The 15,289-nt window shown below is 33.2% G+C and carries 13 protein-coding genes and 2 pseudogenes; 7 read left to right on the top strand and 8 right to left on the bottom strand.

Annotated features, from left to right (window positions below; genetic code table 11):
- Positions 1–409 precede the first annotated feature (409 nt).
- On the top strand, positions 410–991 hold the full coding sequence (locus AC3EA5_RS13875) for a hypothetical protein (protein ID WP_488608878.1): 582 nt from the start codon (positions 410–412) through the stop codon (positions 989–991).
- A gap of 792 nt (positions 992–1,783) precedes the next feature.
- Positions 1,784–1,963 (top strand): hypothetical protein, encoded by a 180-nt coding sequence (locus AC3EA5_RS13870; RefSeq protein ID WP_488608877.1) that lies wholly within the window; start codon positions 1,784–1,786, stop codon positions 1,961–1,963.
- A 58-nt stretch (positions 1,964–2,021) separates the two neighbouring features.
- Here the strand turns inward: AC3EA5_RS13870 and AC3EA5_RS13865 are convergent, their stop codons facing one another.
- The 3 genes from AC3EA5_RS13865 to AC3EA5_RS13855 are packed head-to-tail and all read right to left on the bottom strand — an operon-like array spanning position 2,022 to position 5,506.
- A complete protein-coding gene (locus AC3EA5_RS13865; RefSeq protein WP_488608876.1) occupies positions 2,022–3,107 on the bottom strand; it encodes a Ger(x)C family spore germination protein in 1,086 nt (361 codons plus the stop codon).
- Positions 3,094–4,173 (bottom strand): GerAB/ArcD/ProY family transporter, encoded by a 1,080-nt coding sequence (locus AC3EA5_RS13860; protein ID WP_488608875.1) that lies wholly within the window; start codon positions 4,171–4,173, stop codon positions 3,094–3,096. Before AC3EA5_RS13860 ends, AC3EA5_RS13865 begins: the two co-directional genes overlap by 14 nt.
- The gene (locus AC3EA5_RS13855) at positions 4,166–5,506 is read right to left on the bottom strand and encodes a spore germination protein (RefSeq protein WP_488608874.1); all 1,341 of its coding nucleotides are present in this window, start codon (positions 5,504–5,506) and stop codon (positions 4,166–4,168) included. Before AC3EA5_RS13855 ends, AC3EA5_RS13860 begins: the two co-directional genes overlap by 8 nt.
- Before the next feature lie 363 nt (positions 5,507–5,869).
- On the opposite strand from AC3EA5_RS13855, the pseudogene AC3EA5_RS13850 reads away from it, so the two are divergent.
- Positions 5,870–6,325, top strand: a pseudogene (locus AC3EA5_RS13850) (GNAT family N-acetyltransferase).
- Between the two features lie 712 nt (positions 6,326–7,037).
- Here AC3EA5_RS13850 and AC3EA5_RS13845 read toward each other — a convergent pair.
- Complete coding sequence (locus AC3EA5_RS13845) at positions 7,038–7,418, bottom strand: response regulator (RefSeq protein ID WP_488608873.1); 381 nt, start codon at positions 7,416–7,418, stop codon at positions 7,038–7,040.
- Between the two features lie 1,240 nt (positions 7,419–8,658).
- On the opposite strand from AC3EA5_RS13845, the gene AC3EA5_RS13840 reads away from it, so the two are divergent.
- Entirely contained in the window at positions 8,659–8,829 is a 171-nt protein-coding gene (locus AC3EA5_RS13840) for a Spo0E family sporulation regulatory protein-aspartic acid phosphatase (protein ID WP_488608872.1), read from the top strand.
- 305 nt (positions 8,830–9,134) lie between these two features.
- On the opposite strand, the gene AC3EA5_RS13835 is transcribed toward AC3EA5_RS13840, so the two are convergent.
- The 3 genes and pseudogenes from AC3EA5_RS13835 to AC3EA5_RS13825 all read right to left on the bottom strand — a co-directional run bounded on the left by AC3EA5_RS13835 (position 9,135) and on the right by AC3EA5_RS13825 (position 10,638).
- Positions 9,135–9,455 (bottom strand): hypothetical protein, encoded by a 321-nt coding sequence (locus tag AC3EA5_RS13835; RefSeq protein ID WP_488608871.1) that lies wholly within the window; start codon positions 9,453–9,455, stop codon positions 9,135–9,137.
- Positions 9,456–9,734: 279 nt separating this feature from the next.
- Positions 9,735–10,042 (bottom strand): annotated as a pseudogene (locus AC3EA5_RS13830) (response regulator); the annotation flags it as partial.
- A 140-nt stretch (positions 10,043–10,182) separates the two neighbouring features.
- Complete coding sequence (locus AC3EA5_RS13825) at positions 10,183–10,638, bottom strand: chemotaxis protein CheX (protein WP_488608870.1); 456 nt, start codon at positions 10,636–10,638, stop codon at positions 10,183–10,185.
- Positions 10,639–11,259: 621 nt separating this feature from the next.
- Here AC3EA5_RS13825 and AC3EA5_RS13820 point away from each other — a divergent pair.
- Complete coding sequence (locus AC3EA5_RS13820; protein WP_488608869.1) at positions 11,260–12,567, top strand: helix-turn-helix domain-containing protein; 1,308 nt, start codon at positions 11,260–11,262, stop codon at positions 12,565–12,567.
- 3 nt (positions 12,568–12,570) lie between these two features.
- The gene (locus AC3EA5_RS13815) at positions 12,571–12,693 is read left to right on the top strand and encodes a hypothetical protein (RefSeq protein WP_488608868.1); all 123 of its coding nucleotides are present in this window, start codon (positions 12,571–12,573) and stop codon (positions 12,691–12,693) included.
- A 144-nt stretch (positions 12,694–12,837) separates the two neighbouring features.
- Here the strand turns inward: AC3EA5_RS13815 and AC3EA5_RS13810 are convergent, their stop codons facing one another.
- Complete coding sequence (locus AC3EA5_RS13810) at positions 12,838–14,103, bottom strand: S8 family serine peptidase (RefSeq protein WP_488608867.1); 1,266 nt, start codon at positions 14,101–14,103, stop codon at positions 12,838–12,840.
- 955 nt (positions 14,104–15,058) lie between these two features.
- Between AC3EA5_RS13810 and AC3EA5_RS13805 the strand changes: the two genes are divergently transcribed.
- A partial coding sequence (locus tag AC3EA5_RS13805; protein WP_488606696.1) for a helix-turn-helix transcriptional regulator occupies positions 15,059–15,289 on the top strand: 231 nt, incomplete at its 3' end.

The raw sequence follows: 15,289 nt of genomic DNA, 5'->3' as shown, positions 1-15,289 counted from the left end.
TAACAAATTTAAAGACAAAATCCAATATTTACTGTTTAAATGGCTCAACAGAAGAAGTCAAAGAAAATCCTTTACTTGGGATAAATTCAGACTCTTTCTTCATAAATATCCGTTACCTTCACCAAAAGTTAAGGTGAATATTTACGACTTAAGAAAGAAGATTAGCTACATTTTGTGAATGGTGACTAGGAGGAGCCGTGTGCGTAAATAGCGCAAGCACGGTTCTGTGAGGGGGGAGGAACACAATCTACCGTAAGGTAGAGAGGTTCCCTTCTACTCGACGAGTTGAAGATTCTCCGGCTTCGTATGAGTTCTTTTGCTTATTGAACTAACGCAGCAGGTTAGTTAAACAAAGATTGTAAAAAATCTATTATTGGAATAAGTAATAGGTAAATCAGGAGGTAAATAAATGGGGAATTCATTGCAAATGAGAACAGAGGCTACTTATTCGTTGAACTTTTTGGTATATCTCCAAAATATATTTCTTAATCAAAATCAGAGTAAAGAAGAGTTCAAATTCCCTTACAAACCAATTAAGTATATCTTTCAAGAAGATTTTGAATTTTGTTTTAAAAAGTCATGGGATGAAGTTTCACGAAGAATTTCTGAACATCCTATGAATGATATAAAAATTTTCAATGAAGAGAAAGATTTATTTTATCAAAGATTATTCAAAGAAAGTGACGATAATCTAACGGATTATACTGAAATATATCAATCTTATAAAATTTGGTGGGACAGCTTTGCTGGACGTTTTTCAGTAGAAAGGTCTATTGATGATGTAGGACAAAAATTATATATGGAATTGGCGAATTCACTGGTACAAAAAGAAAATGCACCTCAAAAAGAATTGAATATTAGTTTAATTTATGATGAATGTCTATTAGCTAATTTAGATGTCTCTTCTTATTTTGCAGTTCTTTCTACAAAAGATTTTTTTGTTAAGTACAAAGAGATGGTTCCCAAATTACTTAAGCATTTATTGAATTAACTGGAGCTTTAGTTAATGATCATTGGGCTGCGTAGTCAGCTCTTTTTCTTATTGAACTAAAGCAGCATTTAGTGGAACAAGAAAAGTATTAAAATTCGCTACAAGGTAAAGGGGGAACTCCAAATGACTTTATGATACGGTTCGCTTTAAATAATACTCAATATTCTCTATCCAATTACTTGCCTAATGGGCAATTCTTGATATTTTGTGTGGATACCACTAGAAATTGTTGTTCTTTTAAAAATGAGTTTCTATTTTTGTATAGGAACAAACTATAATGACGTTGACTAGTTTATAGAAGTGGTCTTTTTCACCCTATTTTCTACATTGGTTTACCAGCAATAATATCTCTTGACTTCCTTCTCCATCGGGCATTTTATTTAACTCTTTTGTAATTAGATTTTTCCCATCCATCCACTGTGCATTTTTCGATTTGGCTCTCGTTCCTCTTCTATATACATTATAAAAAACTGAAACAAGTGCCCGCACGGCCAAGTAGGGAAACCCCGGATATTTGACGACCGGCCACTCCACTTTGCTAGCGTATCCAATAATTCTGGTCCAGCTTGCAAATTTCTCTAACCAGGTCGCGAGTGCTTATCGCAACTCTTTTTCTTATTGTACTAACGGGGCAGCTTTGTTCGAGTAGCGTCGTACGTTCAAACCACGTGGCAATAAATGGATGGTATTTATTGCCATGCTTTTGTTACATTTGTTTTTTCACAAAGGAGTAATCTGTTGCATTAAATAAGATGAAAAAAAATAGTTTCATCGATTTATAATTAGGTGGCCATGACACTGAATAAAAGTAATACGGAATTTGGTCAAAAAGGTCTGAATTTGCTAACTGCTCTTGAGCTTGATGTAATTGCTTCAACAATAGATACATTAGGCGATGCTTTTGGAACGATTGTAGCGGTTCTAGCGTTGGAAGAAGAGAGAAGAGTCTTGAAAATCAAGATAGACAATTGATAAAAATGCAAAAACAAATTGATTATTTAACACGGGATAATAGGAACTTAATGAACATTTAATCAGAGCGCAATTTTAAATCCCCGCTGTTCTGAATGTCTACATGAACTTGAAAATCTAAAGATAATTTTGGATAGTACTTCGAGCGCCAATACTTTAATTCCTTTCGAGGGATCTTGGTTCTAAAAAATTGTCCGATCCCTATAATATCGGCTTTATTTGTCTGTAGTTTAGTGAACATTTCATCGAATCGAGTTTTAAGTTGCATCTCCAATTCACGTTTTAACGCTTCTTCAGAAGGATTTCCTCTCGTTTCGAGTACCGTCACCTTCAGCTTAAGCTCACTTTTCAAATAGGGGATTTCATTCTTAAACTTACTTTCATGTTCAATTGTACTACCAACGATCAAAACGCTCCCATGATTCATGACTTCAATTTTCCCCTTGGTGCTTTGATTATTAAAGGCATTGAATAAAAGGGTTTCATCAGAGTCAATTTGCTCGACCATCTTCCCGTTTTTTATTACCGCGGAGCCTACTTGTTCAATTAATGTAGTTTCCCCTATTCTTAAAATGGGGATGGCAACGTCCTTAGTATAAGAATGGATACTTCGATAAACCTGCCATACTCTAGTCAGCGCTATATGTGGAGTCCATCCCGCATCTTTTTCAAAATAATCCAAAAGAGCTGTCCCTTCTGTCCCTTCAGGTGCCTGATATTGCTTCATTCTGGAGAAGAATTGATCAAAGTCATCACTACAGATGGCAACTATTGTTCTTGGAGGAACATCAGAGGATCTCATAAATCCGGAAATCAAGTCATTCATTCCTTCTTGGGCTAATTCATCTTCAATCATAATGACCTTCACATGATGCAAGTCTATATCGCTCTCCAAATTAGCACTTATTTTATCCACCGCATCAATCACAGTATTTGCTGTTTCTATTACTACTTCGGTTTTAATGGAGTTCTGAGAGGGTTGTGGAATCTGAAGAAAGACTTTATACTCCTCATTTTCCTTAGAAATACCCAGCACAACAGGCATGGATCGGTGATTAATATCCTTGTTATCCCAACAGCCGCTAAGGGTAAATGATAAGAGAGAAATGATTGTAATGGTTATTGCGTTTTTAATTTTTCTCATATTTAATGCCCCTCCTTAATCGAAACCCAAGGTAATAAACAGATATCGGCACCGAAATTAATACGTACAATTCCAAGAATATGTTCAACGTAAGAAGACGTTCGACATCCTTCCAACCTGGAATCATCAGACAACTAGTAAAAATAAGTGATGCAAGAGTTATCGTAAGATAAATAGGTTTAATCGTTGGAAAACAGGTATTCAAAATACGGACTGTTTTCCACAGTAACAATGAAATATATAACATGATAAAGGTCATTAGGACCATCAGGAAAAACATAGAAACCCTGTCGAACATCAACCAGTTTAAGTTGACAGTATCAATTGCAACGACAAAAGGAAATAAAAGATTGGAGGCCGTAGCCTGTCCGAAAATAGATATCGGGATATAGACCGAAAAAATGAAAAAGGGAATAAGGGTGATAGCGGCTATCAAAATTTGTTTCCTCTGGTAGGATACATATGGTCGGATAAAACCTAAAAACAAAAAAGATCCTCCAACTGCAAAAATGCTTTTATAAAATGAAGAATCCATTATAAAAGAAAATTGTTTATCGATAATCGGAAATATATAGTGCCAATCGACATACTGAAAAGAGAGACAAAAAATAAAAATGAGCAGAGGGAGAAACAGGCAGGATAAAAGTACAGCGGTGCGGAGTATTGTTTCCACACCTTTTATGGCCAAATAAGTCGAAATGAATACTAATAGAGCCATGATTGCCCAAAGTGGGGTCTCGGATAACAAGACAACCGATATGATCTCAGAGTTAGCCCGTACAGTGATGGTATAAATAATAATGGAATAAAGGGTAACCGGTAATAAAAAAATAAAAGCAACGACCTTTCCGAATCGCAGATAAATGGAGATGAGATCTTCGTTCGGGAAATAACTTAGTCCCTTCATATATATAGCAATAAGGATAAAATTAATAATTACACCTGTCATGATAGGCATCCAGTGCCCTTCTTCGGTACTTGCAATAATGCTTGCAGGGTACATAAAAAAAATAAGCCCTAAATGCGTTAAGATGTATATTAGTACCACTTGAGAACTTTTATCCATTTTTTATTTCTTCCTTTGTCGAGTTAAAGTAAATGTAAGGAACCCCAAAAGTAGTGATGCTTGCTAAATATGCACAGACCAAGACAATACCTCCTAATATTCCTAAAATGCCGAATATAGAAGCCAGGAAAATGATTAAATACTTAATAATTCTTATCGTAAGAGAGTTTTGAAATCCTACAATAGTCGAGTTTGCTATCGCTGTAGCAGCAAGTACAATAACCAACAGGTTACTCACTAACTGCGCATCCACTGCTGCCTGTCCAAGTATGATTCCTCCTACCATGGTTATAGTCGGACCAATACTTTTAGGAAGCCTTACACTTGCCTCTATGATTAATTCCAGAATAACGAACATAAGTATTATTTCTACAATAGCAGGGTAAGGGATACCACTACGGCTTTGGGCAATGGATAACGCTAATTCTATTCGCAACACTTCTGGATTAACGGCTACCAAGGCAACATATAGACCAGGTAATAACATAGTTATAAGTACACCGATTACACGTAGGGAACGAAATGAGACCATGAAAGGGACGGGAAAGTTCCTGTCATTCTCAAGAGCAAACATATCCCATAACAGTCCAGGTAGAATAAAGGCGATAGGCATTCTATCCAGAAATATAACAATCCTCCCTTTTAACAGGGAATTGCTGGCCTCTTGTGGGAGCTCAGTTGTTTTTAATTGTGGAACCGCTATCCAAGTAGAAAAGCCCATCATCTTGGTTAAGTCTTGTACGTTGTTAAGTTCATGGTCTTCGTTCCTTTCGAATTGTGCCATGATTTTATGCAGTAAATCTATCTTAACAATTCCTTCAAAATAAAGGAGAGAGAGTTTCTTTTTTTGATTGGTACCAAATGTATATGACCTTACCTGTAACCCTTCTGAAATTATATGTTTCCTAATAATGCCTATATTTGTATCAATATCTTCTATAAAAGAAATTAATGGTCCCTCAAGAACGTTTTCATTTGTGGGGGATTGTATTGAACGATTTAGTGTTTGCAGAACAGGTTCAACTATTACATATTTCTTAATGTTTTCCTTATGTAAGAGAAGGAGAAGTTTTCCGTCTACGATAGCTGAAATAGCTTCTTTTGTATTGCTCTCTTTTACTTCTCCGATCTTATTTAAAAGATTTTCAAACGGTTTATCATATTGGTGTATTGATTCAATGTTTTTTTTAATAGTTACTAACGTTTTGGGCAAGTCAATAAGACTCCTAAACCCCAATAACACAACTGGGACGTTAAAAAATTGCTCCTCAAATATAAAAAAATCATCATTATTTCCTAACTTATCTTTTAATTCTCTTAATAAAACTTCCATTTCACGAAATCCTCCCTTCTCTAGAAAAAAACTTTTTATAATTGTTCCCATTTGAAAAATTTATATGCAGAGGTAATGGAATTAACAAGAAAGGGTCGTATCAGTTATTTTGGGACGGTCATTGAACTAACGCAGCAGTTTAGTTGAATAAGAAAGTTAATTATTTTAAGAGGGAATTAAATGGGTAAAGATAGTATAATTAAAAAGTCTGAAAATTAATTGATATAATTTGTAGTCAATAGTTGTTAGAGGAGGCGTTCATTATGACAAATAAAAAAAATTTTATTATTAATGACTACAAGGGGATAACGACTACTTAACAAGGTTGTTTAGCGTTTCCCCGAATTTTGAAAGGGGAAAATTATGAGTAGAGAAAATGTGAAAATTGAAGAATTAAATGCAGAAAACTGGTACGAATGTTGCGAATTAGAGGTATCAGCAGAACAAAAAGAATACATGGAGCCCAATGCTATATCAATAGCTCAGTCAAAGTTTGAGCCTACATAAAAGCCATATGCTATTTATGTTGATGATAAAATAGTTGGCTTTTTGATGTACAATTCCGTTCAAGAAGAACTTGATGGTTATTGGATTTATAGAATAATGGTGGACGAGGAAAACCAAGGCAAGGGTATAGGTAAAGCTGCAACCAAATTAATGATTTCAGAAATGGCTAAATTACCGAATGCCAAAAAGATTGTTGTAGGCTATCACCCTGAAAACTTAGGAGCACATAATTTATACTCGAGTTTGGGATTTATTGATAATGGTGATAGGTTCGGTAAGGAAATGGCAGTTATAAAAAATGTAACCGAGTGATAGGTCGATAGAATAGTACAACAAGAAAGGACCATTTTGGTCCTTTCTTATTGTACTAACCGGTGCTTTACTTCAAGAAGGAGTAAAGTGTTTTTTGCATTTTTTTATTTACTAACGCAGCATTAAATTGAATAAGCAGGAAATATTTTGCAGGTTTTAATGCATTAAGGACAGGGAGTTTAAAGATAAAGTAGGGTTAAATTAATTGATAAGAATGGAACTTAATAATAAGAATATAGTCTAATTGGAAATCTTGATTACAAAAAACAGGAGTTATTTTTTGAATAACTATTATCAATGTTGTTTTGATATAAATTTGAATAACGATGATGTTGAAATTAAATTTAATGGGGATCACCAGGTTAGCGATTTCAAATTTATGATCTCTTTCTATTCGATACCTACGTTTTTAAATATACTTTTACATTTGTGGACCATTAACTTGTACGCCTCAAGATTTAATGTACGAGGGATAAGAATGTAGTAAAAAACCATGTGAATTGCTTTTGCGCGATGACATTACTACTTATTTGCATAAGGATGCAAGAATTTTGTTAGAAGGCATGTGTGCGATTTAAAAAGTTGATAAACAAATAAAACAATTCTACTGTCGAAATACATACATTAACACAATTTATTGCTAGGTATTATCTACTTTAAAAACGTCAAGAATCTTGAACAAGAGGTGTTTTTTAATATGCATGCAAAAGAATTATTTACACATGGTTTTATTTTTTCCAAGGACACTATAAACGACATCCTTTATATCATTTATGTCAAACGGTTTGGAAATGAAGTGTGAAGCTCCTTCAGAGAATAGATCCTCTGTAAATGTGTTCTCTTGGTATGCAGTCATCATCACTACAGGAACTTCTGGATGTTTTACTTTAATCTGTCTTAAAATTTCCTTTCCGTCCATCACGGGTAATTTTAAATCAAGTAATACAACATCGATTTTTACTTGATCTATTATTTGTAGAGCCTCTATCCCACGACTAGCTAAATAAGTTTCAAAACCATCTTTACTAAAGACTTCCTTTAATAGCATTAGAATTCCTTCTTGATCATCCACAATTAATATTCTTCTTTTCATATAATAATCCTCCTAGTACATAAGAAATGATTAAAAGCATTTCTATAAAATATAAAACCAGATTGACATAAAAATTTGAGACTAATTGGTAAAAAAATAATTATTAATAACCAAATCAGTATAAATTATTCAAGTATAATCTCATAAGTAATCTTGTTGGGAAATATCTTGTGAAAAACTTCGTTTTTTATGACATATTCTTTGTTAGTTTCCCATTAAAAAGGGTTTGATTTTTAATTTCTCTATAATTGTAATTTAATAAGAACTAATGTTCTCTAATAATCAGAGAGAACGTTCCTATGTTTGGAGGAATTTATATGAAAGAACTTATCTTGAAGTCAATGCAGAGGGGCATTATTGTGGAAGTCATGTACATGGCCAAGAGTGGTGAAGTTACTAAGCGTATTAGGGAAATTGTGAAGTATTGTACTTCAATTAACGGGTGCGCGCGACAAGTTCTGTTATAAGCGCAACAGGAGATTTATATAAAATAAAACTTTAGCTTTACAACGAAGGATAGGAATGACGGAGCCTTGTTTCTTGAAACTATCCCATCAATACTCCTGCATGCTTCCTGATTGACTGATCATGGGGTGTGAAGCACAGGTAGATTCGGTTGAACTAGGCTAAAGCCATTCTAATGAAAAAGGAATGCCGAAGGATAGACCGCATAGCTGAAAAACTAGATAATTAAGTTTTTTCACCATTCTTGTATATGAAAGAGTTAATTTTTTTAAAAAATACGCTCTTTCGAGCAATTAAAAGCACAGCTTTTAATAAAAAAAGGCTGTGTTTTTTCTTTAAGATAATTATTTCAAAATACCCAAAAAGGTTAAAAAATCAAAAAAAGTCCTTATTAATAGAAAGGCAGGTGATTTTCCTGTCCAAATCTATTAAAAGGATCAACTTATGTAAAAGAATACACTACATAAATCGTTTAGTAAATGGTAGTAATAAATGATTCATAATATATAATTAAATCGCACTGTTAGCATGCAACAAGAATTTCTAATGGATAGCCCCATAAGTTCTATTATTAACTCCTTTAAATTTGGCTAAATGCTCTAGTCTTATTATGAACATCTATTGCCTTAAGGTTTCGGGATAAATGTGACAATTTTGCGAATATTTTTAATTAGGTCAAGTTTCGACATTTTTCACTCCGCCTTTACATTACAATAGGAAAGGTTGTTTCCAGTTCAAGGGAATCAAAGCCTTATGCTATGAAGGGGAGAATAATGTGAAACTGTTGTTAATTAAAAACATATTGCTAGGAAAAATAAAATTCAAAAAACGAGATATGTATAAGAAAGCCAGACGTTATGGTCTTTTGGACTCTCGTGTGGTAACTTGCAGTCAAGAACTTGATGTCTTATTAAACAGATACCAAAGAATTTGTCTTGAAATTTAATGTTTTCGATTTGGTAAGGAGCAAACAATAATTAGAGAGAAAGAGGAACTAATACTGTTTTTATTTCTTCAAAATTTTATTTCAGACTATGTTATATGAGTTTTCAGCTGATAAATCGATTAACTCTTTCCAAGAAAGTGTTGTTGTTTAATTTTTCAGTATGAAAGCGTTTAATAAATATTGGAATTAAGGTGCAACTGGACATTTCAATTGACTAACTAGGAAAATCGCATTCAAATTAATTAGTGAAAGAATAAATTTTGACACTTAATACCCTATAGGATTGCGGTAGGGTTGCACTCTTTTTACAACCATAATTTAAAATCTTGTATACCTACTATTCCGTAATTTTTATAGATGATGTTTAATTTCTCTAGTTTTTCTAATATTGCGATTGTTCTATTTACACTGATACCACTTCTCTGTGAAATGGTTCGAATAGATTGGAGCAAAACGCCTTGCTCATCCATTTCGTTTAAGAAATAAATGCAAAGTTCCTCCGTGTTTCTAGGTACTTTAATTTGATGAATGGATGCTTCTTTTTTCCATTGATCGATTATTCTCTGCATATTTTCTTCAGTTAGATTGGCTCTTTCTTGATTAATTACAGTGACTTTAGTTGACATAGACCAATGTTCCTTCCCATATCACATGGATATATAGTATATAATGACAAACTCCTGACTTTAATCGCCTTTTACGATTTAGTCAGGAGTGTTCTCTTTATAGTTTAAATCTACTAAATAATTCCAATAAATTCATCGCCATTTGAGATAACCCATTCAAAGCAGAAGATATTACTTCCATAGAAGCTAGTTGCTCTTCCGTGGATGGTGCTACACTTTGTGAATTAATTGAACATCTCTTGTTACCGATTCACTCCTCTTTTTATTATAAGCATTATGAAACATTTTGGTTAATGTCTCTTTAATACGTTCCATAGTAAAAGGTTTCACCAAGAAGTCGCTAGCTCCTGATTTAATGGCATTTAGAACCATGCTAGCTTCTCCCATTGCGGAACACACGTCGATTCCATTCATTTCAGGCATCGTAATATCCATTGTTACTAAATCTGGACGTAGAGTCTCATATCGTTCTATTGCCACTTGACCGTTTTCTGCTTCCCCAACGATCTCATGCCCAAGCCTGGTTAACATAGCTTTTAACTGCATATGCATAAAGCTGCATCATCTGTTACTAAAATTCTAAACACTTTGAGTTCCTCAAATATCGCACTTTGTGCATGTACATGAACGTCTTGGGTTTCTTTTATTTCCACTAAATTTAAGACACGTTCTAAATCAAGTACGATGATTATTGATTGGTTTCCATTCCAAGTACCCTTACTTCGTTTTAATCTAACAGTACATAAATGTGGAGGATACCTGTATTCTCGCTAGAGACTTGTATATGATAGGCTCTTTCGAAGCCGGATAGCTTAGTATTCCCTTCAAAAATGGACGGTGAAGTTATATCCGTTGTAACTCCCTGGCTTGCCATGTACGTAGAAATTCCTGCAGCAATCATATTGCCTAGCTCTCCACTAAAGGATGTAAGCATGTCTCCTTCAATCGACATTCCGTACATAGCTGATGCAATCCCACTGAATACAGCTGGCTCACCCGCAAATAGAATTTTCCCTCTAACCTCTCCAACAACCCCTATTAAAACCCCGAATTGGATTACTAAGGGAAAAGTCAAGATACTTGGTTTACTTATTTGTAGTTCTAACGGAATAATATTTTTTATAGATGTATTTACACCGTTTAAAATATCTGTAATCGTCTTAATATTTATTTCTGCTTTCATCAACTTCTTATCCCCTATAAAATAATTTAGTTATAAAACTTAAGCACTATATGATATTAGTTTATAATTATCATTAATAATAAAAAACAATCTTAACACAAGTTGCTGCTACTACAATTTAATAGTTTATTTCGATATTTATATTGCATACACTTAGAAAGTATCTGAAAACAAATACAGTATTCCCTTTATTTAACAACAGCTTTTTTTGAAACTAATTCTTTTTGTTTATTTATATATTGGATTATTACTTCTACCTGCTTCCTTTAGCTATTTCGCCACATCTTAACTGCTACTTCTTCCATTCACCGGTATATTTTATCACGACACAGGTAATGTAGGTCGTGGAGCTAACGCTAAAATGCATAATCGATTTATTCACAACATGGCAAGGTATCATCCTCGGGATACTACTTCCCAAGAAGAGTAAAAAATGGGTGTACCTACATGAAAATTTTTTCTGAATTTACACAAAATTCTTGACGCTACCCTATAAATTATTCTTTATTGCATTTACATTATGTTCAAAATTTTCGGATAATTATAGAGGGTTTTTCCTGCTTTAAAAGGAATATAGAAAAGTATGTTTACATAATTTTCTTGAAAAAGAGGAGGAAAAATATGAGAAGTATTGGACATATTATTAAACAAGAACGATTGAATCAAAATGTTAAACAGATTTCATTAGCGAGGGGGATCTGTTCTACATCTTATCTCAGCAAAATCGAGAATAACTCAACTTTTCCAAGTGTGGACATCACATCCCTTTTACTCAAAAGACTTAACTTAGAAATAGAAGAAGTTTCGGAAGAAGAGGAAAGTACTCTAATAGAAAGCTTTTACAATTTATACAAAGATGGGATTCATAATAGGAACAAGACAATCATTACAAAATTTTTAGCTGAATTCTCTACTAGTAAAGTGGTTTTCATGCAACCAAAAAATTATTATAACTACAATCTCTATATGTTTCGGTTAATGTTGATTCTAGATGAGGTGAATGAAAGCATACAATCTTACTATGAAGTGATAATGAAAATGCATGACGAATTTGATGATAACCAAAGATTTGTGTTTAACTTAAACCTGGGTATTTATTTCTTGATGAAAGGGGATTTTTCGAAATCTTTAAATCAATTGGAACAATCTCTAGGACTTGTCCATCATATTGCAAATGAAGATTGGGAATATGCAGATTTTTACAATGTGATTAGCATGACATATTTTAAGAATAATGAATTTTTCAATTCGATCAACTATGCATCAAAGTCACTTAGATATTATACAGACAACCTTTTACTTAAAAGAGCAATTGATAATTATATTGTAATGGGTTTGGCTTACAAAAAAATGAAAAAATACAAAGAGGCAGAAAAGCATTATCATTTAGCTAGTAAACTTGCAGGAGACTATAAACTAGATGCATACAAGGGAATAATTTTTCAAAATTTAGGTTCTTTATATTCAATTCAAGAAAATCATACTAAATCAATTGAGTATTTTAATCTCAGTTTAAAATGTAAAGGAGGTGAGAGTAGTTCAGAAGGATATTTATTAACCGTTCTTTCAATTGTCAAAGAATATTCCAAGCAAAAGAATGCAGGTCAAGTGCTTAATTGGTGTGAAAGAGGATTAGGAAAGATTAATGAAGACGAATTAAATTCTAATCATACTATCCATTCTAACTATTTTAACTTTTGTATATACAGCTCAATCCATAGTTCTAGTAATGAACTTGAAGAAATATTAAAAAAAGCAATAAAATATTTCGAGATAATCCAAGATAATCGTCATGTACAAAAGTATTCAATTTTATTAGCAGAACATTATTTTAATGAAAACAAATTTAAAACAGCAGGGATTTACTTTAAAAAGGCTAATCAAATTTTATTTAAACAAAATAATATTATTCAGTGGGAGGATATGTAATAAATGAAAAAGAGATACCTATTTTTGTTGTTTGCTATAACTTTAATCTTCGGATTTGGAGATAACTCAATTAACTTAGCCGAAGATGAATTGCCTCGACCTACAGACGTAAAACCTTTTAAATAAAATAAAAACCTTTCAAGAGTATACATGAAAGGTTTTCTTCAAAATACTAACAAACTCAAATATCACGCATTAAAAAATGGCTACATGATTAGTAGCCATTTTTTTGTGAGGATTTTGCTGAGCTTTTTACTAATATTAAAATCTTTAGTTCACTCTAGCAAAACCAAAACCTGAAGCATAATCATCACCTGTTGTTGCTCCAGTACCGCCTTTGATATCGTAATTTTTCGCGCGGTTTTGTAAATCACTACGTAACTGAGTGTGAGACCAGCCTGGATTTTGAGCCCAGATCTTTGCTGCTAATCCTGCAACATGAGGTGTTGCCATTGAAGTACCACTGATTGTATTATAACCACCGTTGTTCCAAGTAGAGTAAATCGCTGCACCCGGTGCAGAAATTTCTATATCTCCTTGTTGTATGACATAATCACCATCAGTAGAAGCATACCCACGAGAAGAGAAGTTAGCTACACGATACGTACCGTTTTGCTGAACGTTTTCAAGAGCTGCAACTGCAACTGCATTTACAAGAGCTCCTGGATATCCGATTGTTCCTTGATTAGGACCTGAGTTACCAGCAGCGGCTACAACTAGAACTCCTTTACTATACGCATAATTAACTGCGCTTGAGATTAGACTATTATTGGCAGAAGAACCAAGAGACATATTGATGACAGTTTTTGTCCCAGTTGATGTTGCTTGATCTGCCGTATGACGTATTGCTGCAGCGATATCGTCAGAGTATCCAGATCCGTTATCTCCCAATACTTTATATGCCCAAAGATCAGCTTGAGGGGCAACACCGTAAATTCCTGCACCATCAGATCCTCCATCAGCTAATGCAGATCCTGCTACATGTGTTCCATGACCGTTTCCATCATTACATCCGCTAATGACAGTTGTAGAGCTCGTGAAGTTTTTACATTGTTCTACTGTATTTGCTAAATCGTAGTGATTAACGTTGACACCCGTGTCAAGAACTGCAATATTGATACCCTGTCCACCTGAAGTAGTTGTTTGATTACTATTATTGTAAATCGCTTTTATCCCCCAAGGAGTTTGATGGGTAGGATACTCAGCTGCTGCCACTTCATTATTAGTAGCTCTAACCTTGGTATCTGTATCTAAAGTAACTTTTTGCACTTTTGTGACTTGAACTTTTTTATTTTTTTTGAGTGCAGTAAATTGTTTTTCTGTCATTTCTGTAGAGAAACCATTTTCAGTTAATTCCCATCTGACTTTGAACTTACCTTTAATGGCTGATTTTGTTGGAGTGTCAGAAGCTTCAACATAAACACGAATTTTCTCTTCAGTGTCATTACTTATCGTGTCAGCATTTGCACTAAACGTCGGTATTGCTAGACTTGAAGTAAGCAAAATACTCATTAAGATTTTTTTTGAATTTGTCATTTTGTTTGCTCCTTTTTAAATTATTTTTTGGTCTTCAACAAATCTTGCAAATAACATCGGTTTTGAACGTTCAACTCATCTACTTCCTCATCTCGACATTCTCCATTCTATTTGTTATTTTGAATCTACTTTTATACTAATTTAAATTTTCAGAAAATTATATATATTTAAGTTGGGACATTTTTTTTGTTTTTTCGCTATTAATTACAGCTAGGAATGTAATCTTTTCGTGAAAAGAGGAAATATTATTAAACTCAACCAAACTATTAATAAAAAATGATAGAATTTGTCACAAAAATACTCTTGAAACCGTAAAACCTGATTGATCGAATAGATTTGATACAGATAAAGGATGAGTTAAAGAAACCCTAAAAAGTTCAATAAATCATCATAAATTTAAGATGAGTGAGCCTTCATTAAAAATCAGTTAACATAGATCAATTATCGAAAGCAGCAACAGACCAAATCTTACAATTGAGAAACCCAGCAAAAGAAATTGCTGGGTTTCTTCGTATATATGCAAAATAACGATTAAATCAATGCAAGTTATCTTTTAAAGTATCAGATATCTTTTATAACCAGTAGTGTCGTGTTCAGTAAAGCACGAGTTTTGTTACATATAAGGGTATACAACACTCCATGGCTATTAAATAATCGATAGTACAAAAAGATGAATAATGAACTGTAAACATTTACCTATATTTAAAATTGCGATTATTACGTATAGTAAAAAATGGCATCTCTTGTCTGCCAAAGAATAACTCTTCTCTTAGATTGATTTAAGAGGAGGGTTATTTTTGTGTAACCAATTATCCGATAATGGATATTAATGCTAAAATTAATTTTGAAAGATTCTTATTCAACTAACGCAGGTTAGTTCAACAAGGAAATGTTTTTGTAAAATGAACAGAATTTTAATGAATAAAAAATAAACTTCATATAGAGGTGGAATTATATGCCTAAAATTGACAATATGTTAGCAATTCTATGGATGCTTCGTTCAGGTGAAAAAATTACTGCAAAACAAATTTCAGAAAAGTTAGAAATGAATATAAGGACTGTGTATCGTTATATTGATACAATTTCAACAAGTGGCGTACCTATAATTTCAGAACCAGGACATAACGGTGGATACACTTTATTGAACAATTTTATTGAGGCTCCTCTTTTTTTTGATTTTGAGGAG

It is taken from the genome of Paenisporosarcina sp. (genome assembly GCF_057785155.1).
Note: the sequence above shows the minus strand (reverse complement) of the source record. Positions and strands in the feature narration are given on the sequence as shown.

Excerpts from the sequence above, each read along its gene's own strand:
- AC3EA5_RS13875 (WP_488608878.1), top strand. The coding sequence starts at position 410 with ATGGGGAATTCATTGCAAATGAGAACAGAGGCTACTTATTCGTTGAAC.
- AC3EA5_RS13870 (WP_488608877.1), top strand. The coding sequence starts at position 1,784 with ATGACACTGAATAAAAGTAATACGGAATTTGGTCAAAAAGGTCTGAAT.
- AC3EA5_RS13865 (WP_488608876.1), bottom strand. The coding sequence starts at position 3,107 with ATGAGAAAAATTAAAAACGCAATAACCATTACAATCATTTCTCTCTTA.
- AC3EA5_RS13860 (WP_488608875.1), bottom strand. The coding sequence starts at position 4,173 with ATGGATAAAAGTTCTCAAGTGGTACTAATATACATCTTAACGCATTTA.
- AC3EA5_RS13855 (WP_488608874.1), bottom strand. The coding sequence starts at position 5,506 with ATGGAAGTTTTATTAAGAGAATTAAAAGATAAGTTAGGAAATAATGAT.
- AC3EA5_RS13845 (WP_488608873.1), bottom strand. The coding sequence starts at position 7,418 with ATGAAAAGAAGAATATTAATTGTGGATGATCAAGAAGGAATTCTAATG.
- AC3EA5_RS13835 (WP_488608871.1), bottom strand. The coding sequence starts at position 9,455 with ATGTCAACTAAAGTCACTGTAATTAATCAAGAAAGAGCCAATCTAACT.
- AC3EA5_RS13825 (WP_488608870.1), bottom strand. The coding sequence starts at position 10,638 with ATGAAAGCAGAAATAAATATTAAGACGATTACAGATATTTTAAACGGT.
- AC3EA5_RS13820 (WP_488608869.1), top strand. The coding sequence starts at position 11,260 with ATGAGAAGTATTGGACATATTATTAAACAAGAACGATTGAATCAAAAT.
- AC3EA5_RS13815 (WP_488608868.1), top strand. The coding sequence starts at position 12,571 with ATGAAAAAGAGATACCTATTTTTGTTGTTTGCTATAACTTTAATCTTC.
- AC3EA5_RS13810 (WP_488608867.1), bottom strand. The coding sequence starts at position 14,103 with ATGACAAATTCAAAAAAAATCTTAATGAGTATTTTGCTTACTTCAAGT.